The sequence below is a fragment of the Proteiniclasticum ruminis DSM 24773 genome (assembly GCF_000701905.1).
In the GTDB taxonomy this organism is placed as follows: Bacteria; Bacillota; Clostridia; order Clostridiales; family Clostridiaceae; genus Proteiniclasticum; species Proteiniclasticum ruminis.
On the sequence record NZ_JNKC01000001.1, the window covers coordinates 189,537 to 212,787 of the forward strand.

Annotated in this window: 21 protein-coding genes; all 21 read right to left on the bottom strand. The window is 41.5% G+C overall.

What is annotated here, in order from left to right:
• Positions 1-21 precede the first annotated feature (21 nt).
• Positions 22-1,758 (bottom strand): peptidoglycan D,D-transpeptidase FtsI family protein, encoded by a 1,737-nt coding sequence (locus T487_RS0100975; protein ID WP_031572911.1) that lies wholly within the window; start codon positions 1,756-1,758, stop codon positions 22-24.
• 15 nt (positions 1,759-1,773) lie between these two features.
• Entirely contained in the window at positions 1,774-2,280 is a 507-nt protein-coding gene (locus T487_RS0100980) for a hypothetical protein (protein ID WP_155953231.1), read from the bottom strand.
• Positions 2,281-2,304: 24 nt separating this feature from the next.
• Complete coding sequence (gene rsmH / locus T487_RS0100985) at positions 2,305-3,231, bottom strand: 16S rRNA (cytosine(1402)-N(4))-methyltransferase RsmH (protein ID WP_031572918.1); 927 nt, start codon at positions 3,229-3,231, stop codon at positions 2,305-2,307.
• Positions 3,232-3,239: 8 nt separating this feature from the next.
• Positions 3,240-3,668: a division/cell wall cluster transcriptional repressor MraZ gene (gene mraZ / locus T487_RS0100990; protein WP_031572921.1), complete on the bottom strand. Its 429-nt coding sequence runs from the start codon at positions 3,666-3,668 to the stop codon at positions 3,240-3,242.
• Positions 3,669-3,906: 238 nt separating this feature from the next.
• Complete coding sequence (gene yfmH, locus T487_RS0100995; protein ID WP_031572925.1) at positions 3,907-5,178, bottom strand: EF-P 5-aminopentanol modification-associated protein YfmH; 1,272 nt, start codon at positions 5,176-5,178, stop codon at positions 3,907-3,909.
• A complete protein-coding gene (gene yfmF, locus T487_RS0101000; RefSeq protein WP_031572926.1) occupies positions 5,178-6,419 on the bottom strand; it encodes an EF-P 5-aminopentanol modification-associated protein YfmF in 1,242 nt (413 codons plus the stop codon). The genes yfmH and yfmF overlap by 1 nt, the downstream gene beginning before the upstream one ends.
• 144 nt (positions 6,420-6,563) lie before the next feature.
• Positions 6,564-8,258: a M3 family oligoendopeptidase gene (locus T487_RS0101005; RefSeq protein WP_031572927.1), complete on the bottom strand. Its 1,695-nt coding sequence runs from the start codon at positions 8,256-8,258 to the stop codon at positions 6,564-6,566.
• A 10-nt stretch (positions 8,259-8,268) separates the two neighbouring features.
• On the bottom strand, positions 8,269-8,580 hold the full coding sequence (locus tag T487_RS0101010) for a DUF503 family protein (protein ID WP_051651417.1): 312 nt from the start codon (positions 8,578-8,580) through the stop codon (positions 8,269-8,271).
• A complete protein-coding gene (locus T487_RS0101015) occupies positions 8,556-9,953 on the bottom strand; it encodes a CPBP family glutamic-type intramembrane protease (protein ID WP_031572931.1) in 1,398 nt (465 codons plus the stop codon). The genes T487_RS0101010 and T487_RS0101015 overlap by 25 nt, the downstream gene beginning before the upstream one ends.
• A gap of 111 nt (positions 9,954-10,064) precedes the next feature.
• A complete protein-coding gene (gene ychF / locus T487_RS0101020) occupies positions 10,065-11,159 on the bottom strand; it encodes a redox-regulated ATPase YchF (protein ID WP_031572933.1) in 1,095 nt (364 codons plus the stop codon).
• Positions 11,160-11,288: 129 nt separating this feature from the next.
• Entirely contained in the window at positions 11,289-11,732 is a 444-nt protein-coding gene (locus T487_RS0101025) for a Dps family protein (RefSeq protein WP_031572936.1), read from the bottom strand.
• A 117-nt stretch (positions 11,733-11,849) separates the two neighbouring features.
• The gene (locus T487_RS0101030; RefSeq protein ID WP_031572937.1) at positions 11,850-12,293 is read right to left on the bottom strand and encodes a Dps family protein; all 444 of its coding nucleotides are present in this window, start codon (positions 12,291-12,293) and stop codon (positions 11,850-11,852) included.
• Between the two features lie 128 nt (positions 12,294-12,421).
• Entirely contained in the window at positions 12,422-13,069 is a 648-nt protein-coding gene (locus T487_RS0101035) for a cyclodeaminase/cyclohydrolase family protein (protein WP_031572940.1), read from the bottom strand.
• A 118-nt stretch (positions 13,070-13,187) separates the two neighbouring features.
• Positions 13,188-14,666, bottom strand: coding sequence for a histidine ammonia-lyase (hutH, locus tag T487_RS0101040; RefSeq protein ID WP_031572942.1), 1,479 nt, complete (start codon positions 14,664-14,666; stop codon positions 13,188-13,190).
• A 189-nt stretch (positions 14,667-14,855) separates the two neighbouring features.
• Entirely contained in the window at positions 14,856-16,646 is a 1,791-nt protein-coding gene (aspS, locus tag T487_RS0101045; protein ID WP_031572943.1) for an aspartate--tRNA ligase, read from the bottom strand.
• Complete coding sequence (gene hisS / locus T487_RS0101050; protein WP_031572944.1) at positions 16,646-17,902, bottom strand: histidine--tRNA ligase; 1,257 nt, start codon at positions 17,900-17,902, stop codon at positions 16,646-16,648. The genes aspS and hisS overlap by 1 nt, the downstream gene beginning before the upstream one ends.
• 6 nt (positions 17,903-17,908) lie before the next feature.
• Complete coding sequence (gene hemZ / locus T487_RS0101055; RefSeq protein ID WP_162178201.1) at positions 17,909-19,282, bottom strand: coproporphyrinogen dehydrogenase HemZ; 1,374 nt, start codon at positions 19,280-19,282, stop codon at positions 17,909-17,911.
• A 60-nt stretch (positions 19,283-19,342) separates the two neighbouring features.
• Positions 19,343-19,942, bottom strand: coding sequence for an MBL fold metallo-hydrolase (locus tag T487_RS0101060; protein WP_031572949.1), 600 nt, complete (start codon positions 19,940-19,942; stop codon positions 19,343-19,345).
• A 12-nt stretch (positions 19,943-19,954) separates the two neighbouring features.
• Positions 19,955-20,404 (bottom strand): D-aminoacyl-tRNA deacylase, encoded by a 450-nt coding sequence (dtd, locus tag T487_RS0101065; protein WP_031572953.1) that lies wholly within the window; start codon positions 20,402-20,404, stop codon positions 19,955-19,957.
• An 8-nt stretch (positions 20,405-20,412) separates the two neighbouring features.
• Positions 20,413-22,617 carry a RelA/SpoT family protein gene (locus T487_RS0101070; protein ID WP_031572955.1) on the bottom strand — a complete coding sequence of 735 codons (2,205 nt, stop codon included), beginning with the start codon at positions 22,615-22,617 and terminating at the stop codon, positions 20,413-20,415.
• A gap of 94 nt (positions 22,618-22,711) precedes the next feature.
• On the bottom strand, positions 22,712-23,230 hold the full coding sequence (locus tag T487_RS0101075; protein WP_031572957.1) for an adenine phosphoribosyltransferase: 519 nt from the start codon (positions 23,228-23,230) through the stop codon (positions 22,712-22,714).
• Positions 23,231-23,251: the final 21 nt, after the last annotated feature.

Below are 23,251 nucleotides of genomic sequence, written 5' to 3' on the forward strand. Positions count from 1 at the left end.
GAAATCACATGCTATTATTGATTAACGTAAGGACAAATATTGATCCACTTCCAAGAAAATTTCACGAGCCCAAGGCGAAGCGACAATGGAACCAAAAATTTCATCCTTTGGATTATTCACAATAACAAGCACTGTAATCTTAGGGTCTTCATAAGGTGCGCCCCCGATAAAAGATGAAATATACTCCTCATCGGAATATTTCTTCTTTCCATTCTCGTCCGTAACGATTTTCTGTGCTGTACCTGTTTTCCCAAACACATTTACCCCTTCAATATAGGCACGGTTTGTCGGATTCTTTCCTGTGGCACTGTAGAGATACTCCAACATAATTCCTGCTGTATCCTCGGAGATTACATGTTTCTCTTCTAGCACATTCAGTTCATCTACTGTAATCTCTCCATTTACGTCTGTCACTATTGCTTTTTCTGCCACATGCAGCGGAATCATTTCTCCACCATTAGCCACGGTATTCATAGCATTCAGCATTTGGACTGGTGTTACCGTCTGTGCCTGGCCAATTGAAGAAGTTGCCAGATTGATTGGCGTAAGATCTTCCAGCTTAAAAACAATCCCACCAGCCTCACCAGGAAGGTCGATGCCACTCTTTGCTCCAAACTGATACTTTTTAAGATACTCGTTGAATTTTTCAGCGCCTAGTCTTTGTGCAATCTGAATGGTTGCCACATTACAGGAGTTCTTTAAAATATCTGCTACTGTCTGATCCCCATGCGCCTTATAATTAACGCAATTAATCCGTACACCATTGACATAAATAAATCCCTCGCAATGAAAGTGCTCATGTTCTCCAATGGCACCTTCTTCAAGTGCAGCAGTGATCGTAACAATCTTGAATGTGGATCCAGGCTCATAAGAATCATTCACTGCAAAATTTCTTGATATTTCATTGAACTCATCACTGCTTTTGCCTTCAAAAGGTTTATTCGGATCAAAATCCGGCAAATTTACGAGTCCTAATACGCCTCCCGTCTTAGGATCTGACACAAGGATGGTCACACTGTCGGCTTCATGCTTTGCCATGGCGGCTTCTGCAGTTTTTTCCACAATATACTGTATTTTTTCATCAATGGTGAGATATAAATCACTCCCATTGATGGCAGGAGTTTCAATTACCTCACTATAAGGCAGTTCTCTTCTCTGTTTATCTGTTTCTGCAATCTTGATTCCATCTACACCCTTCAGCAGATCTTCATAGTAATACTCTAGTCCCATAATGCCTTCACCATCTATATTGACTGCACCAAGAACCTGAGAAAGATAGTTGCTGTTTGGGAAATAACGAATGTCATCATATCCGATGACCAGAAAATCAATGTGCGCTTCACCGATATAAGTGCGCAGCGCATCGATGGTATCTTTTTCAATCTTTCTCTTGAGAATGACAGAAGTACTTTCAGAAGTAAGTTTACTGAGAACCTCATCCACCTCCATAGCCAGCACCTCTGCTAGAGGCGCAGCGTAATAGGAAGCTTCACGCTCTGTCTTTTCAAGCTTTCTTCTGAATGTCGTTAGATCCACATCCACACGGTAAGCTTCCGTCGAAGAAGCCAGGAGCGCACCATTACGGTCTACTATACTTCCTCTTTTCGCGGGAAGTGCTAGTTTCTGCAAAATCTGGCTTTGAGCCTTTGAAAGAATCTCATCGCGTGCTATGACTGTGACATAAATGAGACGGGCACTCAGCCCCATAAACACGGCAAACGTTATGATAATAACCGCCCAGTATCTCGATTTCTTCATACAACCCTCATATTCTTACTGTGCAAATTCAAAAGGAATCAGGGATAGAATTTGTTCAGAAAGACTTTTCTCTTCAGTTACAGCTACACCATCCGAAAAATGATTTACCGATAAGTCCACTTCAATATAATCTTCACGATTCACAGTCTGAAGTTCCATTTCTTTGGATTTTTCTGCAATCTCCTTAATAGAGGATGCTTTAATGATCTTGGATCTTAGATCCTCATTCAGTTTTTCAGTCTCTCTGATCTGATTCTGCATCCCCACATACTGATTTTGCAAATCAAATACCATAGAACTTCTAAACAGTACAAATGCAAGTAGAACAGCCATAAAGAAAATGGACCGTCCAACACTTTTTTTCATAGCGTTGTTCCGAACCGCCGTCTTTTTCTGATACTGTTCTCTTGATCTCTGAATCTTACGTTTTTCTTCCATCTCACGTCTCTTCTGTTCTCTCTCGACGCTTGGATTCGGTACCGCATGAATATACGGAACACGTTCTGGTAGTGCCATCATCATCACACCTTTCTATCAGTCCCTAACCTATAGTTTCTCCAACACCCTGAGCTTCGCACTGCGTGATCTCGGGTTTTCTTCTATTTCTAACTCCGAGGGCAGTATTGGCTTTCTGGTAAGAATTTTTACCGTGGCTGTCTTCCCACAGACACATGGCATATTCTTTGGACAGGTACAAGGATCCATTAAATCACGATATGTATTTTTTACAATTCTGTCTTCTAAGGAGTGGAAGGTGATGATCGCCAGTCTTCCCCCTGGCTTCAACCCATCTACCGCATCCTCTATAGTATCTTTTAAAATAGTAAGTTCTCTGTTGACTTCAATTCTTATTGCCTGAAAAGTTCTTTTAGCGGGATGAGGACCTTCTCTTCTCGCCCTGGCTGGAATGGCATTTTTAATAATTTCAACAAGTTCCAAAGTTGTACTGATCGGTTTATCCTGCCTGGCTTTCGCTATAAACCCTGCGATTCTCTTAGCGAACTTCTCTTCTCCGTAGTCCCGTATGATTCTATATATTTTCTCTTCATCATACTCATTGACTACTTCATAGGCCGAGAAAGGATCATCCTGATTCATTCTCATATCCAGAGGCGCATCTTTCATGTAAGAGAAGCCTCTTTCTCCTTCATCCAGCTGATAAGATGAGACTCCAAGATCCATGAGAATTCCATCAACACCTTCAGGTGCATGGTCTTCAATGATGGACTTGATCATCTCAAAATTCGAGTGCACTAATATCACATTGCTGTATTGGGATAAAATCGTCTTCGCATTATGAAGTGCATCCTGGTCTTGATCGATACCAATCAATTTTCCCGTCTCAATTCTTTTGAGAATCTCTTTTGAATGGCCAGCTCCACCTAAGGTGCAATCAACATAAGTTCCATCTTTTTTGATATTGAGAGCTTCCAGACATTCTTCCAGCAGCACTGACACATGTTTAAATTCCATACAATCACCTAAATCCCTAACTCATTCATTTTTGCCGCAATTGTATCCATATCCATGTCACTCTCGTTATACGCAGTCCACTTTTCTTTTGACCACACTTCAACACGATCCATCATGCCTACACTTACCACTTCACCTTCAATGCCTGCATATGAAAGCAGCGACTGCGGAATTAAAACTCTCCCCATTTTATCAGGTTCCATCTCGTTTGCTCCAGAAAAGAAGAAACGGACAAACGCACGAACATTCTTATCTGTCATGGGTAAAGCCTTCAGTTTTTTCTCAAAAACTTCCCACTCTGATTTTGGATAAATATATAAGCAGGAATCAAGCCCTTTGGTCATGATAAAGGTGTCTCCAAGACCGTCTCTGAGCTTAGCAGGAATAATTATTCTGTTTTTCTTATCCATTCCATGACTAAACTCACCAATGAGCATCTTAAATCACCACTTTCCACCACTTTTCACCACTTATATGTTCATTCTACACAAAAAAATATAACCCTTCAATAGTTTGAAGGGTTATAAATAAAATAAGTTTAAAATTCACAGAAAATCTTTAATTAGATTCATCATGAGCACCATAGGTTTTCGTCATTTTCAGAAAATACCAACAAAAATAATGTAAATTAATTCACAAATGCTTCTCTATATCGATTTCCACTTCGTGTACTTTTCAAGAAATAATGATCTGAACGGCATTATCTTTTCGAAAAACCTTCTGAAAAGCCGACTTCACATCTGATGTGCTGATTTCTCTCAAAGTATCCACATAAGAGAATAAATCCTCCCCATGAAGAAGCATCCCTGTGGTTGTTACTCCGATTCTGTCCACAGAGTTAAACACATTTACAAAGCTTCCTGTCATTGATTTTTTGATTCTTTCCACAGCTTCCTGCTGACCTTCAAAAAATGCTTCATCCATCAGCACCTTATTTATATATCGCTCTATGGTATCCAGTACCTTTTGAGGTTCCTTGGATTCACCACCGATGAAGATTTCGCCATGATCGTTCGCAAGATTGAATTCACTGGAGAAACTGTCATTGAAGACTCCTTCTTTCAGCATATCTTCATAAAACACGGACGTAGACCCGAATACAAGCTTCATCATCACTGTTCCTGTCAGCGACTCCTTCATAAGATTAGGACTTTCAGGCAGCACCTTGACACCATAAATATAGTTGGGAACCTGCAGCCCCATGCTTAAAATCGAGGCTGTTTTATTCACATTCTGCGGCTCCATATAGGTTTTCTTGACCAAATGAAGTTTTTCTCCTCTATGCACCTTTTTCTCAAGCAGCAAAACAGCTTCCTCCATAGGAATGTCTCCGACGAGAACAAGAATCATATTTTCCGGATGATAGAATGCTTCATAGCACTCTATGAGATCTTGCGCTGTGAGTTTGTAGATGGATTCCACTGTTCCCGCAATATCCTCTCGTACAGGATGCCTGAAGTACATGGATTTTAACGCTTCGATATAACCTCTGAATCCAGGATGGTCGTCATACATCTTTATTTCTTCTGCGATAATTCCCTTTTCCTTCTCCACATTTTCATCAGTGAGATGCGGCGTGAAAACCATCTCCAGAAGAAGTGAAAGATTTTCCATAAAGTGGTTTGTGGTGCTGAAATAATAGGATGTCTGATGGTTATTCGTAAAGGCGTTCACAGAAGCCCCTTGTTCTGTAAACCGGTTGAACACATTAAGGCCGCCAGGCATCTCAAACATCTTGTGCTCTAAAAAGTGTGCGATACCCTCTGGATATTTCTTGAAGGTTTCGCCTCCATCAACAGAAAACTCCACATCCTTGCTGCCAAAATCAGAGGTCAGAATTGCGTAGGATTTTGTGAATCCTTTTTTCGGTATATAAAAGACTCTAAGTCCGTTGATTTCAGTCTCATATATTTTTTCGTCAATAAATTTCAGTTCTTTGTAGTTCATTATGAAAGCTCCTCTCCACCTAGATAGTGGGCACATACAAACTCCACTTTCTTGGCTGCTTCAATCACCTGTTCTTTGGTTACTTTTTTGATTCCATCAATCACATCATCCACCGTATAGTGAATACCGAATACTCTGAGAGCGATGAGATAATTTGAGGTGTTGTACATGGAATCCTCCATGGAATGAAGTGTGCTGATCATCTTTGTCCGTGCAATCTCCATTTCTTCATTGCTGAATTCTCCATCAATCATTTTCTGAAGCTCTTCGTCGATGAGCTCCTTCGCTCTGTCAAACTTCGTGAAATCCACACCAGCTCCAATGGTCATGACACCAGCGAACTTATCAAATGAAGAGTATATGGAATAGGCCATAGAGTGCTTTTCACGCACTTCGTTGAATAATTTCGAATGAGCTCCTCCACCGAAGATAGAGTTAAAAACAGCAAGCGCAAAATAATCGCCACTGAAAATTGTTGTATTGGTCTTGTACAGCAATGACATCTTCCCCTGATTGATCTTCATAGGCTCATACACAATGTCCGCTCTCTCTATGAAACTTCTTTCGCCATAAGACACTTCAGACTGCTCTTCAGGCTCATCCTTGAGAATCTTCAACATGGAAAGCTTGTCTGATATCTTAGCCTCATCCTCAATATTCCCCGACGCATAACAGAAGGCTGGCTTTTTCAACAGATCTTCCCAAAGCTTCTCCAATACTTTGGGAGTCACTCCATCCAATTCCTCCAAAGTGCCGTACTCTGGAATTCTATATTCATCCAAGACACCGATTTCCACTACCCGATTCATGGAATAGTGACCTTTGTCATCATAAACTGATTCAATATACAGTCTGTGATTATCCAGTTCCTGACTGATGATTTCCGCCGAAAAATCCTCTCGGACAAACAATGGATGATACAGCACTTCTTCCAGAAGAAAAATTGCTTTATCCCATAAATCCTCTTTGTATAAAGTGAATCTATTATCAAGGAAACTGACATAAAAGATCACAAAAAGCTTTTCTCCCACTTTATGTAATCCGATGTCGAACACCGCACCGTATAGTTCCTGAAGATATCTTGCGATGGCAGAGGACGAACTGAATGCCTTGGTTCCTCTTTTCATCAGCTGAGCCATCACGTTATACCCTGTGACGTTCTCTTCCAGCCCAACGGGAATCACAAGGCTGATGGCATTATTCTTAAATTTATCTGTTTTAATAATTCCAATATTTTTCATACTTCCTCCACATCCAGCTTGAATCCGGATCTCATTAAATAGTTGCATACAATATAGTATCACATTAAAGCCTGAAAATCTTCTTAAAGAAAAACACACCCGAAAACTGCTTCAACAGCAGTCCTTCGGGTATGTCACTTCCCTTTATAATTTGGTATCGTCTACTGAATCCAAATATGCTTTGATTTCCGGCATAATGGATGGAATGGTCTCGGGCAGGAATGGATTTTTCAGTCCAGCCAGTTCCACAAGTTCCAGGAACGGTTTGCTTCCACCCTCTTTGCAGAGTGCAACATAATCATCCCAAGCTTTCTTTCCTTCTTTACGGCTTCTCATAAAATACTGCAGCGCACATACCTGAGCCAAAGTGTAGTCGATGTAATAAAATGGTGAAGTAAAAATATGAAGCTGTTTAAAGAAGAATCCACCTCTGTTGTACAGATCATTCTCCTCATAATCCTTCAATGGCAAGTATTTCTTCTCAATCTCTCTCCACTTTGCCTTTCTTTCAGCAGGTGTGGCTTCAGGATGCTCATACACGAAGTGCTGGAACTCGTCCACCGTAACTCCATAGGGAAGGAAGAGGAGTGTTCCCTGAAGATGGGAAAACTTGTACTTATCCGTATCTTCCTCAAAGAACAGATTCATCCAAGGCCATGTGAAGAACTCCATGGACATGGAATGGATTTCGCATGCCTCGTAGGTTGGGAAGCTATATTCTGGAACCTCATAGTGTCTTGATGAATATACCTGGAATGCATGACCTGCTTCATGAGTCAGCACGTCAATGTCTCCTGAAGTACCATTGAAATTGGAGAAAATAAACGGAGCTTTATGGTCTGCGATATAGGTGCAGTACCCTCCTGCCTGTTTTCCTTTTTTGGTAACCAGATCCAGAAGTTCGTGCTCAGTCATAAAGTCAAAGAACTCTTTTGTTTCAGGTGAGAGTTCCTCATACATTTTTTTACCATTCTCTATAATCCATTCTGGACTTCCTTTGGGTGTAGCATTTCCAGTGGTAAACTCTATGGCTTCATCATAGTATTTGAGACCATCCAGTCCGAGCCTCTTGGCCTGACGCACTCGAAGGTCCATTACAACCGGAACGATATGGTTCAAGATTGCTTCACGATATCCAGCTACTTCCTTTGGACCGTATTCGGTTCTAAGAAGACTGTCATAGGCCATCTGCACATAATTCTCATAACCTAATTTCTTTGCCATTCTTGTTCTTACTTTGACCAGTTCATCATAGATTCTGTCAAACTCAGCCTCATGCTCCAGGAAGAAACCTGAATAGGCTTCATAAGCAGATTTTCGAACCGCTCTTTCCTTATGCTCCATGAACGGAATCAGTCCGGAAAGATTACGTTCTTCTCCTTCAAACTGAATGCTCGCTGAAGCAACCAGTTTGGAGTATTCTGATGAAAGCTTGTTCTCCTCCTGTAAATCTTCAATGATTTCAGGTTTGAAAGCTTTCACTGAAAGCTCAGCAAGGTTAAGAAGATGCTTGCCGTATTTGTTTTCAATCTCTGTACGGTATGGTGTCTGAAGAATAATATGATAAAAACGGGTCACAAGATTCTGCAGCTCAGGCATTGCCATATCCACATAGTCGGACTCTTTATCATAGAACTCATCTCTGGTATCAATGCTGTGGCGGATAGATACCAGCTGGAACATGGTCTCCACATGGAGCCTCAGCTGTATGAATGCATCCATATGCTCTAAAAACTCTTCTTTGGTTGCAGCATTTTCCATGGCAGAAAAGAGCACGTCCGCATCTTTCTTGATTTCCTCTACCACTGGGCGTTCGTACTTGTAGTCTTGAAATTTCATCGTTTGCCTCCTAATAATTTTCTCTGTAGTATTCTTCACCAATCAGTTCCACATCGAACTGATGAAGTAAAAACTCCGTAATATCACGTAGTGTGGACTCTACCATATCTTTGGATGTGGATATTACCGATAATGCTAAAACAATACACTGGTGCACATCCTGATGATCTGCTTCTATCACCGAAACATTATACTTTGATCTTATTTTCGATTTCATACTGGAAACAATGCTTCTTTTTTCTTTCAACGAATGGACATACGCGACTCTGAATGTGAGCACAGCCACTCCTTCATGTATCATCTGAAAAGCACCGCCCTGCATGGAGAAGCTTCTGCGCCTTCAATCTTCAGTGGTAATACCACCAATCTGTACATACCGGGCTCCACATGACCCAGTTCCAGATTCTCCAAAATTATTATATCACTTTCGAGAAGTAATTTATGCAATGGATATGGATAATCTTGTTCGATGGATTCATGAACTGTACCTATCAGCTGAACACCGTTTTTTACAAACATCTGTGCTCTGTCTTCTGTGAGATATCCTTCTTTTGAAAGTATATTTTTCACACCATAAGGGATTGGATCATGAAAACTTGACACCACAACCGTTTCTCCAAAAAACCTCTCCAATTCAAAATCATCTGCAGTTTTTCCATTTTCGACGAAGTGTGCAGGAAAATCCATATGAGTACCCGAATGAGTGCTAAGAGACAACTTCCTCAGAGAGAACCCATCCTGGGAAATATTATTTTTTTCTTCCACTACCACTTCCGGGTCTCCAGGGTAAACAGACATTCCATTAACGATGTGTTTTGTGATATCAATAATTCCCTTCTCTTTCTGTTCCTCTCTTTGGCCAATCTCACCTTCAGGATTTGGAGATAACCTGAAAAACGGGGTTCGTTCCCTGATACTTCTCCAGTTCTTTATAAGATAGCGGACAAAAAGAATGGTAATAACAACATTGGCCAAAAGAAGCAGGACTCCGAATACACTCACCAGCATACTTGTTTCAGAAGCCTCGGCCAGAAGGAAAGGCATCACAAAGGCAATGAGATTGTTGAATGCATGAGCAGCCATGGCGAGATACAGGTTTCCAGTCTTGTGGTAAATAAAGCAAAGGACGAATCCAATCACTGCAGTAGGCACCATGGTTTCCGCATGAAGAAACCCAAAGATCAGAGACGACACAACCATCGCAAACAATGCACTTTTTCTTTTGGCAATGAGATTGAACAAGATTCCTCTAAATATGATTTCTTCCACAATGGGCGCAAGCACCACAATGGCTAAAAAGATCATGAACATCTGCAGATATCCTGCTTGTTCTATCATCAGCTCTATCGATTCCGATGCTCCCAGATAAGATTCGTATAACTTTGGGAATAAAAATTGAATCAACAGTCCATACAGCACACTGACCAGACTGCCGATGAAGAAAGGCGCCATCATAAGGGGCAATGAAAATGTCTTTTTATCATTCAGGAGGACCTTCTTTTGCTCCTGACTTGTCAGGCCATGTCTAAAAAAGGCAAAGAACAGTACTACATAAAATAGAATCTGCACAATATAGAGTAAATTCTTAGGAGCGCCAGTTACTTCAATGAGTACTGCCAACAGAATATACGAAAAAAATATTCCGAATAGCAGCAGAAGAAATTTTGTTACGCTCATATTTCTAAAGTCCGTCATGATTGTTCCTCCATATATCTTTTATCTTATAGTTTCAGTATATCAAATAGAACTCTCTCTGAACATAAGAAAAAACCTGAGCATTGCTACTCAGGTTTTCCAAACGAAAAATTAGACGTTGAATCTGAAATTCACCACATCGCCTTCACGCATCACATATTCTTTTCCTTCAATTCTGTATAAGCCCTTTTCCTTAGCGTGAGCTTCGGAACCTGATTCCATAAGTGCATCATAAGAGATGACTTCAGCTCTGATAAAACCTCGTTGAATATCAGAGTGGATCTTCCCTGCCGCCACAGGGGCTTTTGTACCAACTTTAATAGTCCATGCACGGATTTCCTGAGGTCCTGCTGTAAGAAAGCTCATAAGCCCTAGAAGTCTGTAGCTTTCTTTAATCAATCTGTCCAGTCCAGTCTCATTGATTCCATATTCTGCAAGCATTTCGAGCTTTTCATCATCCTCAAGACCTGAAAGTTCTTCTTCTAATCGTGCACAAATGGTCACAAGACCTGCATTCTCATCTTTGATATACTCACGGACTCTTTTAACCAGATCATTTTCTTCCCCGGACATCAGGTCCTCTTCTGAAATATTCGCTGCATACAGCACTTTTTTTGAAGTAAGAAGAAACAGTCCTCTGATTACTTCCTCTTCTTCCTCAGTGGCATCAAAAGTCCTTACAGGGAACCCCGCTTCAAGATGCGCTTTGATTCTCTCCATGAGATCATACTCCGCCTGTGCTGTTTTGTCTCCAGAACGTTTCAGTTTCATAGACTTGTCCATTCTCTTCTCCAATGTTTCTAAATCAGAAAAAATCAGTTCAAGATTTATGGTTTCAATATCTCTTATTGGATCCACATTACCTTCCACATGGACAATATTATCATTTTCAAAGCAGCGCACAACATGAATGATAGATTCTACTTCTCGAATGTGGGAGAGGAACTTGTTTCCCAAACCTTCTCCCTGGGATGCGCCCTTTACAAGACCTGCAATATCATAAAACTCTACATGAGCATATACTTTTTTCTTTGAATTATAAAGCTTCTCCAGCGCATCAAGCCGTTCATCCGGTACAGTTACAACGCCTATGTTAGGTTCAATTGTTGCAAACGGATAGTTTGCAGCTTCCACGCCAGCCTTGGTTATTGCATTGAAAAGAGTACTCTTTCCCACATTGGGCAATCCTACAATTCCTAATTTCATAAATTTATTTCCTCACTTTTCTCTATTACATCTAGTCAATTATACAGATGAATAAGGTATTAATCAAGAATGGAAAGGAAAAACCCCGGCGGATCAGTAAAAACTGATGCGCCGGGGTAACAACTCTTCCTATGCCAGTGTGGAATTCAGCATCCAGAGTTCTTTCTGGTAATATGCTGTAAGCTCATTCATAATATCTACCGTTGGATCATCTCCAGCCTTCTCTGCTTCTTCCTTGACTTCCAGAGTCAGGCTCAGAAGGTAGTCAAAGTCCTTCTTCACAATCTCTACAAAATCAATATCCTTACCAAACTCTTCAGAACGTTCTTCAATCTTAGCAATTTCCAGAACATCCTTTAAAGCTGCGACAGGAGTGTATCCTAGCTGAAGCATTCTTTCTGCCACTTCATCCATGTCTTCGGTCACTTTGTTGTAGTATCCCTCGAAAAGCTCATGCATTCTATGGAACTGCTTTCCAGTCACATACCAGTGAACGTTATGAAGCTTTGTGTACATCACGGTAAGATCTGCAACATACTGATTTAGTTTTGTTTCCAGTTTTGTTTTTGCCATTATTTATTCCTCCATTACTTTACAGTTATAAAAATCTGTTCTAAGCGCCTATGCTCAATTACTTCTTCTTTCCGATATCTTGTAATTGGAAAGCCCCCGTGAAGGGAGCTGGTCATATTAAGCTAATGTAGCCTTAATCATCCAAAGCTGTTTCTGATAATATGCAGTGAATTCATTCATGATGTCCACTGTTGGATCATCTCCCGCTTTGTCAGCCTCTTCCTTAACTTCCATTGTCAGACCAAGTAGGTATTCAAAGTCTTTTCTCACGATCTCAACAAAATCAAGATCCTTTCCAAACTCTTCTCCTCTTTCCTCAATCTTCGCGATTTCTAAGGCACCTTTCAGTGTTGCTACAGGCTTGAACTCAAGCTGGAGCATTCTCTCTGCCACCACATCCAGGTCTTCGGTCACCTTATCATAATACATTTCAAAGAGCTCATGCATTGCATGAAACTGTCTTCCTTCTACATACCAATGCACATTGTGCAGTTTTGTGTACATCACTGTAAGATCTGCAACATACTGATTCAGTTTTGATTCCAATTTTGTTTTTGCCATAATTTACCTCCATTGATTAGAACAATTTCTAATTTATAATCATTATTAACTTGTTATGTTTATAATACACGAATTCTTATCCATTTGCAAGTGCTAACCATGGATTTTTCGTAAACAATGTATAACGATTATTGACGACCATATATTTTATCAATGACCATAGCCACGATATCCTCTTTTATGTTCTTTGATTTTTCAACAATATCGTCTGTTTCCTGTTTCATCCTGATATTTTCATCGTTGACCTCAGATCCCGCCAAGTTGATGAACACATTGAGTGCTGCCCCCTCAATGGCGCTGTGAATGAGAATCGCCGCTACTCCAGCATCTGAAATCGCATTTTTGTTTCCGTACTCTGTGGCAACTTTCAACGCATCATACATAGCAAAGGATTCATGAACCAGTTCTTTTGGAATCTCCAGAACTTTCACTTTGGAACGGTCGATTGCTCCTTTACGTAGAGCTTTCTCGTCCTCTGTTGTTTTAGCCATAGAAAACGCATCCATAAGTTCATCAAATGCACTGGCATCTTCCTGCATAAGTTCCAGATACTTTTCTCTAAATGCATCTGTCTTTTCTCGAGCATCTTTCATTGCTTGTATGACCGATTCAGGATAATCCGCCGATACTTTCTTGTCTATGGTCAAATTAAAGACCATAGAAGTAAGTGCCGCTGCTAAAGACGCACTCAATGCCGCCGCTGCACCACCACCAGGTGTTGGTTTTCCTTCTCCGAGCACTTTAGTAAAATCTTTGATGGATAATTCTCTTAACACAAAATCACCTCTTGTTTATTATTGTAGTACTTCCTCATATGAAAATCATCTGCATTTCCTGATATTAATGAAACATTATCATAATATTAACATAAAGTAGTATTTTTATCTAATTCTGTTACAGTAGTGTATTCAATACTTCATAGACTTTATTCATTTCCTCATGCATGATTACATCTTTTTCCAGGAACGGTACAACGTTTCTGATCCTCTCATAGATCTTAGCCGTGCCTTCCCCCAATGTATAATCATGTCGGAAATCAATGGCCTGGCAGGCGGCAAATGCTTCAATGGCAAGAACTCTTCTGGTATTCTCAACGATTTCACGTAACTTTCTCGCTGCAGTATTACCCATGGAGACATGGTCTTCCTGATTTGCTGAGGAGGGAATCGAGTCTACAGAAGCTGGATGTGAAAACACTTTATTCTCAGATACCAAAGCGGCTGCTGTATATTGCGGAATCATAAAACCAGAGTGCAAACCACCAGAAGGTGCCAAAAATGCCGGAAGATCATTCAGCTGATAATTCACAAGTCTCTCCAGCCTTCTTTCAGAAATATTCGCCAGCTCACTGACCGCAATGGCTAGATAATCAAAAATAAGTGCCATGGGTTCACCATGGAAGTTTCCACCAGAATAGATCTCATCTTCGCTGAGCACAATGGGATTATCCGTTACCGCATTCAGCTCTATTTCAATCTTCTCCCTTGCAAACTCCAAGGTATCCAAAATTGCTCCATGAACTTGGGGGATGCACCGGATGGAATACGCATCCTGTACACGAATATCATTCTGCTTCGTTACAAGAGTGGAGCCTTTCAGTATTCTCAGAATTTCCTTTGATATCTCAACTTGACCTTTGTGGCCTCGAACCACATGCAGTCTCTCGTCAAAGGCTGTGGTAATTCCCCGCAGCGCCTCCATGGTCAGGGCAGCTGTATGATTTGCTGTCCTCAACGCTCTTTCAGCATCATAGAAAGCATGTGCTCCGATAGAAGTCAGAGCTTGGGTTCCGTTTATGAGCGCGAGTCCTTCCTTCGCTTCCAGCACTACAGGTTTGATTCCCGCAAGATCCATCGCCTCTCTAGATGGCATGATACTTCCTTTGTACTCTGCCATGCCTTCTCCAATCAGTGTGAGCACCATGTGCGCCAGTGGCGCCAGATCCCCAGAAGCCCCTAAGGAGCCTTTCTCCGGAATCATTGGGTGCACCTTCTTGTTCAGCATCTCCAGCAGGGTTTCAACGGTTTCCAGTCTTATTCCTGAAAACCCTCGGGCCAGTGCGTTTACCCGAAGAAGCATCACACCTCTTACCTCTTCTGTTTTCATAGGATGTCCAACACCACATGCATGAGACACGATGAGGTTGCGCTGAAGGTCCTTCAGTTCGTTCACACTGATTTTAACTTCAGAAAACTTACCAAACCCCGTGTTAACGCCATAAACCGCCTGAGTGCCTTCAGCGGCTTTCTCCAATGCTTCTCGTGAGTGTCTGATACGGTTTCTGGTATCTTCACTCAGCGAAACTTCTTCTTTCTCTCTTGTGACATGGATAAAATCCTCCAGTGTCAATGTTCCATTTTCAATAATAATCATCTTCCACCTCCCATACTTCCATCATAATATGAAACCGTTTATATTTCCATAGAGCTTTAACAATCTGATGGAAATTGCACTGTAATTTATCTTCATTTTTTCAAACCCACAAAATATTATCCGAATATTCAAAATCTGTTACAATATAAAGAGCAAAGGAACTATTGTGATTCCTCTGCTCTTTTGTATTTATTCCTGTTCAGATATTTTTGAGATTTCAATCCCCAGTTCCTGGAGCTGAACCTCGTCCACGATGTTAGGGGCTTCTGACATCGGATCAAATGCGTTCTGATTCTTAGGGAACGCAATCACATCCTTGATATTTTCGGTTCCTGCAAGGAACATCACCAGTCTGTCCATACCAAAGGCCAATCCTCCGTGTGGTGGTGGACCGTATTTGAATGCCTCGAGTAAGAATCCAAAACGTGCCCAAGCCTGCTCCTGGGTAAATCCTAATAAAGAGAACATCTTTTCCTGAAGCTTGCTGTCATGAATTCTGATAGAGCCTCCACCCAGTTCCTCTCCATTAAGGACCATATCATATGCTTTCGCACGGACTTTTCCAGGATCCGTATCCAACAGATGTAAATCTTCTTCCATAGGACTTGTAAATGGATGGTGAAGGGCTACAAATCTTCCAGCCTCTTCATCTCTTTCAAGAAGTGGGAACTCTGTTACCCATGCAAATTTAAACTCTTCTGTTCCCTCCAGCAGACCATATCTTTTAGCAAGATCCAGCCTCAAAGCACCAAGAGATTGGAAAACAACCTCGTTTTTATCGGCAACAATAAGAACAAGATCTCCTGTCTTCGCTTCCGCTCTGTCGATGATTGAGTTGATTTCTTCTTCTGTAAGGAACTTTGAAAGTGCCGTTTTAACACCTTCTTCCTTCAGCTGAATATAAGCCAGTCCCTTCGCTCTATAGGTCTTTACAAACTCACCCAGTCTGTCAATATCTTTTCTTCCCATGGAAGCACCGCCGGTTAGCGTGATAGCCCTGACACTGCCATTGGCATCCAATGCATTTCTGAATACAACAAATTCAGTATCCCGGACAATATCCGAAAGATCCTTCAGTTCCATGCCAAATCTGAGATCAGGCTTATCAGACCCGAATCGTTCCATGGCATCTTTGTATGTCAGTCTCTCGAATGGGATCACCACTTCTTTGTCCAGGACTTCCTTAAAGACTCTTTGCACCAGTCTTTCATTCAGTGCAATCACATCTTCCACGCCAACAAAACTCATTTCGATGTCAATCTGAGTAAACTCAGGCTGTCTGTTGGCTCTCAAATCTTCATCTCTAAAACACTTGGCAATCTGAAAGTACTTATCGAAACCAGCTACCATGAGAAGCTGCTTGAAAATCTGAGGACTCTGTGGTAACGCATAGAAAGTTCCTGGATAATTCCTAGAAGGAACCAGGTAGTCTCTTGCACCTTCTGGTGTGCTCTTGTTGAGTATTGGTGTTTCCACTTCCAGGAAACCTTCCTGATCCATGAAGTTTCGGATAGAAATATAAGCTTTGCTTCTGATTTTGAAAATCTTCTGCATGTCTGGTCTTCTCAAATCAAGATATCTGTACTTCAGGCGGATATTTTCAGAAGCATCCAGATTCTCCTTGATATAGATTGGCGGAGTCTCAGATTCGGAAAGAATCTTCAGCTCTTTGGCAATCAGTTCCACTTGGCCGGTTGGAATGCTGTCATTGACAGACTCTCTTCTCTCCACCACACCTCTGACTAGAATGCAATATTCAGTTCTAAGAAGATCCGCTTTTTCGTAAGCTTCCTTCGCCGCTTCTTCACGGAAGACCACCTGCAGAATGCCTTCACGATCACGTACATCACAGAAAATAAGAGCTCCTAAATTTCTTCTTTTCGCTACCCAGCCTGTTACGATGATTTCCTGCCCGATCAGGCTCTCATTCACATGACCTGCCATATGGGTTCTTCTTAATTGGCCTAACATTTCTCCCATTATGATCCACTCCTCATGATTATCTCTTCAATTGCATCTGGTGTCAGTGGAACTTCCACCTGTTCACCATTTTCCATATTTTTTAGTGAGGCTTTATTGTTTGAAAGCTCTTCTTCACCTAGTATCATCGTGAAACGAGCCCCAATCTTATTGGCATATTTCATCTGTGCTTTCAGCTTTTTACCCATATGATCAATATCAGCCTTTAGTCCTCTGCTTCTGAGTTGATGAGCAACTGAAGCTGCTTTCAGGCTCTCCTCAGGTCCCATAGAGGCAATAAACACATCCAGTCTAAGAGGTTCTGGGATAAGGATACCTTCATCCTCCAAGGTCATCAGAAGCCTCTCCAGCCCTAGTCCAAACCCAACAGCCGGCATAGAAGGTCCACCAATCTCTTCAATGAGATAGTCGTATCTTCCTCCGCCACATACTGTAATGTCTTTATTCACAATTTCAAAAACAGTCTTGGAATAATAATCCAGTCCGCGGACAATCCCCTTATCTACCTCATATGCAATACCCATGGCGCCCAGATAGTTTTTCAGCTGTTCAAAGTGATCACTGCATTCTTCACATACGTGATCCAGAATCAGCGGAGCATCTTTTACGAGAAGCTGACAGCTTTTTTCTTTACAGTCCAGAATCCTCATGGGATTTTTGTGAAATCTGTCCTTACATACAGTACATAAATCATCATAATAAGGAGTCAGATAATCCTTTAGGAGGGTGTTGTAGTCTTTCCTGCACTCTGGATGGCCAATGGAGTTGATCTTCAGCGTCAAGCCTTTGATACCCAGTTCTTCAAAGGCTCTCATGGCAATGGAAATAACTTCCGCATCTGCAGATGGTTCCTTACTGCCGAAAAGCTCGACCCCAAACTGGTGGTGCTGACGGAGTCTGCCCTTTTGAACATTCTCATACCTGAATACAGGTGTGAAATAATACAGTTTTGTCGGTTGGGCATCTGCATACATTGACGATTCAACAAAAGCACGAACCGCAGGAGCAGTTCCTTCCGCCTTCAGCGTAATACTTCTGTCTCCTTTGTCCTGGAATGTATACATCTCTTTTTGCACTACATCTGTAGTTTCACCTACTCCTCTTGTAAAGAGCTCTGTACTTTCAAACATTGGTGTACGGATTTCACGGAACCCATAGGTGTGTGCAATCCCTTTCAGTTGTTCTTCGATATAGTGCCATTTATATGCATCCATGGGGAGCATATCTTTTGTGCCCTTTGGCGCTTGCAGATCCATAAATTATCACTCCTTTTGGAGGAACTGAAGTTTTTTCTCCATCATTTCCTCAAATCTTTCTGTATAATCATTCAGGCCTTTGAAGTTCGCAAATCGCTGGATTTTTCCATCCTTCACTTTCTTGGTTACGCCATCCGCTCCCATGGCAATGATGGTCTTCACCTCTTCAATCATGACCATATTATAGTAATTTTCAAAGCCTTCTCTTGCATAACCGACATTTTCATGATTTCCCACCATGTTTTTCTGCCGGTACATATAGTACGGTTTTAAACCCATTTTTCTTGCACATTGATCCGTTTCAGCATACATTCGGTTCATTTCTTCCTGTTGAGGAAGTTGATACTTCTTCTCAAGAATAAAATCTTCGTAGAGAATTGAAGCCCTCTTAATTGCCAGTCCATGCACAGTAATACTTTCTGGTCTCAGCATTTCAAGATCAGCCAGTGTGTTTTTCACATCCATGAAAGATTCTCCCGGGAGACCAAGAATAAGATCCATATTAATATTATCAAACCCCATCTCCCTGGCCATCTTAAAAACTGAAAGCACTTTCTCACGATTGTGGTTTCTTCCAATGATTCTAAGAGTTTCATCCTTCATACTCTGAGGATTGATGGATATTCTAGTGGTATGGTGGTTTTTCATGCTCTGAAGCTTCTTCGCTGTGATACTGTCTACTCTTCCTGCTTCCACGGTAAACTCTCGGATCGGATGCACGCTTAAGAACAGCGCATCGATAGACTCCATAACCTCTTCAAATTCCTCATCTGAAACCGCAGTGGGTGTACCACCCCCAAAGTATAGATGCTGCACAGTTATTTTATGCTCTGTAAGATATTCTGAAATCTGCTGCATTTCTCTCTTCAGGAGTGCAAGATAGCGATCTTTATACTGGTTTCCAAGGTATACATTGGAAGCAAAAGAGCAGTACACACATCTCGAGGGACAGAAAGGCATACCGATATAAAGATCGCAGGAGTCCTCTATATTCACACTAAGAAGAATCTCCGACTCCTTTAGCGCGACTTCATAGGCAAGAAGAATCTTATCCTCATCTGCCAAGTACTCAGCAGTCATTTCCTTCACAATACATTCTTTTGAATAGCCTTTCTCAATGAGCTCTCTGACTATTTTCGAAGGCCTAATACCAATCAGAATCCCCCAAGGCAGGTGCTTTCCGGTTCTGCTGCGGAGCCTTTTAAAAAGAGCTCTTCTCATGATATTTAATGTTTCATCCGGATAAGCTAAGGACTCTTCTTCCTCAAAGAACTTGATCCTTAACACTTCTCCCGAGACAAACACCTCGATATCTCCATTTTCTTTGTCGTCCTCATCCAGATACTGAATCTGTGAAGCAGGATAAAACAGTGTAATCATGTGATAAACATGATACCTGAGACTGTTGTTGCTTTTCACATGAATCATCATCATCATCACCTATCTGAGATATCCGTTGAATGCTTTTTCCATGGCTAGGGTGGTTTCAGGACCATGTCCAGGGAACACTCTTGTTTCACCTGGAAGCTTCATCAGCTTTTCCTTAATGGAATAGAGGAGCTCTTCCATGTTTCCACCTGGTAAATCTGTTCTGCCAACGGAGTTCTGGAAAAGAACATCGCCAGAGAACAGAAGTCCATCCACATAATAGCTTAAGCTTCCCCTGCTGTGACCGGGAGTTTCAATAATCTGCACTTTTTTGCCTGCAAAGATGAATTCATCTCCTTCTTTCAAAAAGAAGTCTGCTCGTTTCATTTTTCCGAAAGCCATTTTTCTTTGCTCAATGAATTTCATGTCTATTTCACTGATATAGACTGGGACAGAAAACGCATCTTTCACAGCATCTACAGCTCCTACATGATCCACATGGCCATGCGTGAGCAGAATTGCCTTCAAGTTTATTTTCAGGCTTTCCAGATATCTCACAAGTGACTCTCCCTCATCACCTGGATCGATGATCAGAGCGTCTCTCGTGGCGTCATCTACAATAACATATGCATTTTCCTGGTAAACACCCAAAACGGTTTTTTTAACTAACATGTGATCTCCTTCCTAAAAGGTCTTTCTGCTGTCAAGAAGTATGGTTACTGGTCCGTCATTTTCAATGAGAACCTTCATTTCTGCGCCAAAGACTCCAGTTTCAACAGTATAGCCGCTTTCCCTGAGATGGTGGATCATCTGTTGATACATCCGCTCTGCATCCTCGCCTTTTGCTGCTTGAATAAAACTTGGTCTTCTGCCCTTCCTCGCATCCCCATATAAAGTGAACTGAGAAATCAACAGGATTTGTCCGCCAACTTCCTGAAGCGACAGATTCATCTTCCCTTCAGAATCCTCAAAGACCCGAAGGCCCTTGATCTTCTCAAGAATATACTTCATATCCTCTTCCGTATCATCGTCTTTGATACCTACAAGGACATTAAATCCTTTTCCAATTTTTCCAACACGATTCTCTTCCACCAGAACTTCTGATGCAAGGACTCTTTGGATTACTGCACGCATTTTATCACCTACACATTTCCTATTCTAAAAGCATCCACAACGCTTGAGAGCTTTCTCAGCCTCTTCAGACATTCTTCCAGAAGATTGATGTCTCTAATTAAAAGAGACAGATGAATCATCACGGATGCATCTTTTCTGGTTTCCACGTTCATTGCATTCAATGGAATCTTCAGCTCATTAATCAGAGCAATGATGTCCGAAACCAGGTTTGGTCTATCCAGTGCATGGATTTGAACACGGGCGCTGTAGAGCTCCTGGCTCTCTTTTTCCCATGAAACTTCAACAATTCTATGGGTTTTGTCATTTTTAATAGCATCAATATTTGCACAGTCACTTCGGTGTATGCTGATTCCCCTGAAGTTTGTGATAAATCCAATGATCTGATCGCCAGGCACCGGATTGCAGCACTTCGCAAAACGCACTTGCACGTTGCTCATTCCTGCAACAACCACACCAAAATAAGACTTCTTCTTTGCTTTCTCTTTTTTCTTCTGAGCATCAATCATTTTTTCAGCTTCAATAAGCGAAAGCCTGTTGTCTTCGTTGATTTTTGCCTTTTTTTCCTCTTCCAAAAAATCCTTGAGTGCTGTGACGATGGTAGATGGTAGCACCTGGCTGGCCCCTACTACAACGTAAAGATCATCCATATTATTGCCATGATATCTTCGAATCAGCTTGTCCAGCATTTCTCCCTTGGCGATATCCGCAAAATTACGATCCTGTTTCTTCGCCTCTTTTTCAAGAAGTTCTTTTCCACGCTGAATATTCTCTTCCCTTTTTTCTTTCTTGAACCAAGCTTTGATTTTTGTTTTCGCCTGGTTCGAAGTGGCAATGTTCAACCAGTCAATATTGGGTCCTTTGGGTTTGGATGAAGTGATGATCTCCACGATTTCACCCGTAGCCAGCTTATAGTCCAATGTCACCATATTTCCATTGACTTTTGCTCCGATGGTACGGTTACCGACATCCGTATGGATCCGGTATGCAAAGTCTATGGGTGTTGCCCTGAAAGGCAGATTGATTACCTCTCCTTTTGGTGTAAATACAAATATCTCATCACCAAACAGATCAATCTTGAATGCTTCCATAAATTCTTCTGCATCAGAAGTTTCTTTTTGCCATTCCAGCATGTCTCGTACCCAAATCAGTTTCTGGTCCATGGTATCCTTGGGCGCTTCTTTGGATGAACCAGTTTCTTTATACTTCCAATGAGCTGCGATTCCATATTCTGCAACCCTATGCATCTCATAGGTCCTGATCTGGATTTCAAATGGTTTCCCTTGGGGTCCGATTACGGTCGTATGGAGACTCTGGTACATATTCGGCTTGGGCATGGCAATATAATCTTTAAAACGGCCTGGAATCGGTTTATAAATTGTATGAACTATACCCAGTGCCGCATAACAGTCTTTAATAGAGTCCACTAGAACACGAATCGCAGTTAGATCGAAAATCTGATCGATATTCTTGTTCTGAGCCATCATCTTTTTATAAATGGAATAAAAATGTTTTGGTCTTCCGTCAATATCACATTCAATGCTGGCACTCTTCAGTTTACCCACAATATCATCCATGATCATATTGATGTAAGCTTCACGCTCTTTTCGTTTTTCGGCAATCTGATTCACCAGATCATAATATTCTGTAGGATACATGTAGCGGAAAGCCAGATCTTCAAGTTCCCACTTGATTCTGAACATACCCAAACGATGGGCAAGAGGCGCATAAATGTCAAAAGTCTCTTTTGATTTCTCCCGCTGCTTGTCTGGCTGCATATATCGGAGCGTTCTCATATTGTGCAAGCGGTCTGCAAGCTTGATCAGAATGACTCTAATGTCCTTTGCCATGGCAAGGAGCATCTTTCTCACATTATCTGCCTGTTCCTCTTCCTTGGACTTGTACTTGATCTTACCAAGTTTCGTCACACCGTCCACCAGCTCAGCAATCTCAACACTGAACAGTTCGGCAATCTCGTCAAAGGTGTACTTGGTATCCTCAATGACATCATGAAGAAGCCCGGCCACCACAGTGTTGGTATCCATTCCCATATCCACAAGAATGGAAGCCACCTCAACGGGATGAGTCACATAAGGTTCTCCAGAGATTCTTCTCTGGTCACCATGTGCTTCAGAAGCCAGATTATATGCTTTTATGACCAGTTCCTTATTGATATTGCCTGCTTTATCAATTTTCTTCATTAAATCGTAGAGCATATTTCTTCCTCATTTCTACAGAATTCTTATACTTTGAAATATGGCATAGGCTGGTACGAAACCAGCCTATTAGAGTTCGTATTTACTTTACGGGCTAAATGTCGTACTGAACCATGGATTCAACATGGTATCCTTCCAGTTTATCTCTGCCTTTCAGTTCTGTAAGTTCTATCATAAAATCAATGGAGGCAACTTCTCCTCCAGCCAGTTCAATGAGCTTTGCGCACGCAGAAATGGTTCCTCCTGTAGCAAGCAGATCATCCACAAGTGCTACTCGGTCCCCTTTCTTGAACGCATTTTTATGAATCTCCAACGTATCTGTGCCATACTCCAGATCATACGTGATGGAGACAGTTTCTTGAGGCAGCTTTCCTGGTTTTCTTATTGGAATGAATCCAACACCCAGTGCATAGGCAAGAGGTACCCCAAAAATAAATCCTCTAGCCTCAGGACCTGCGATATAATCCACCTTCAGTTCCTTCAGTTTCTTCGCCATGGTGTCTATCAGCTCCTGAAAAGCTTTCCCATCGCCAATCAGTGGTGTGATATCTTTAAAACTGATCCCTTCCTTCGGAAAATTCGGGACAATTGCAATCTTTTCTTTAAAATCCATAATAACCCTCCATAGGTTTTT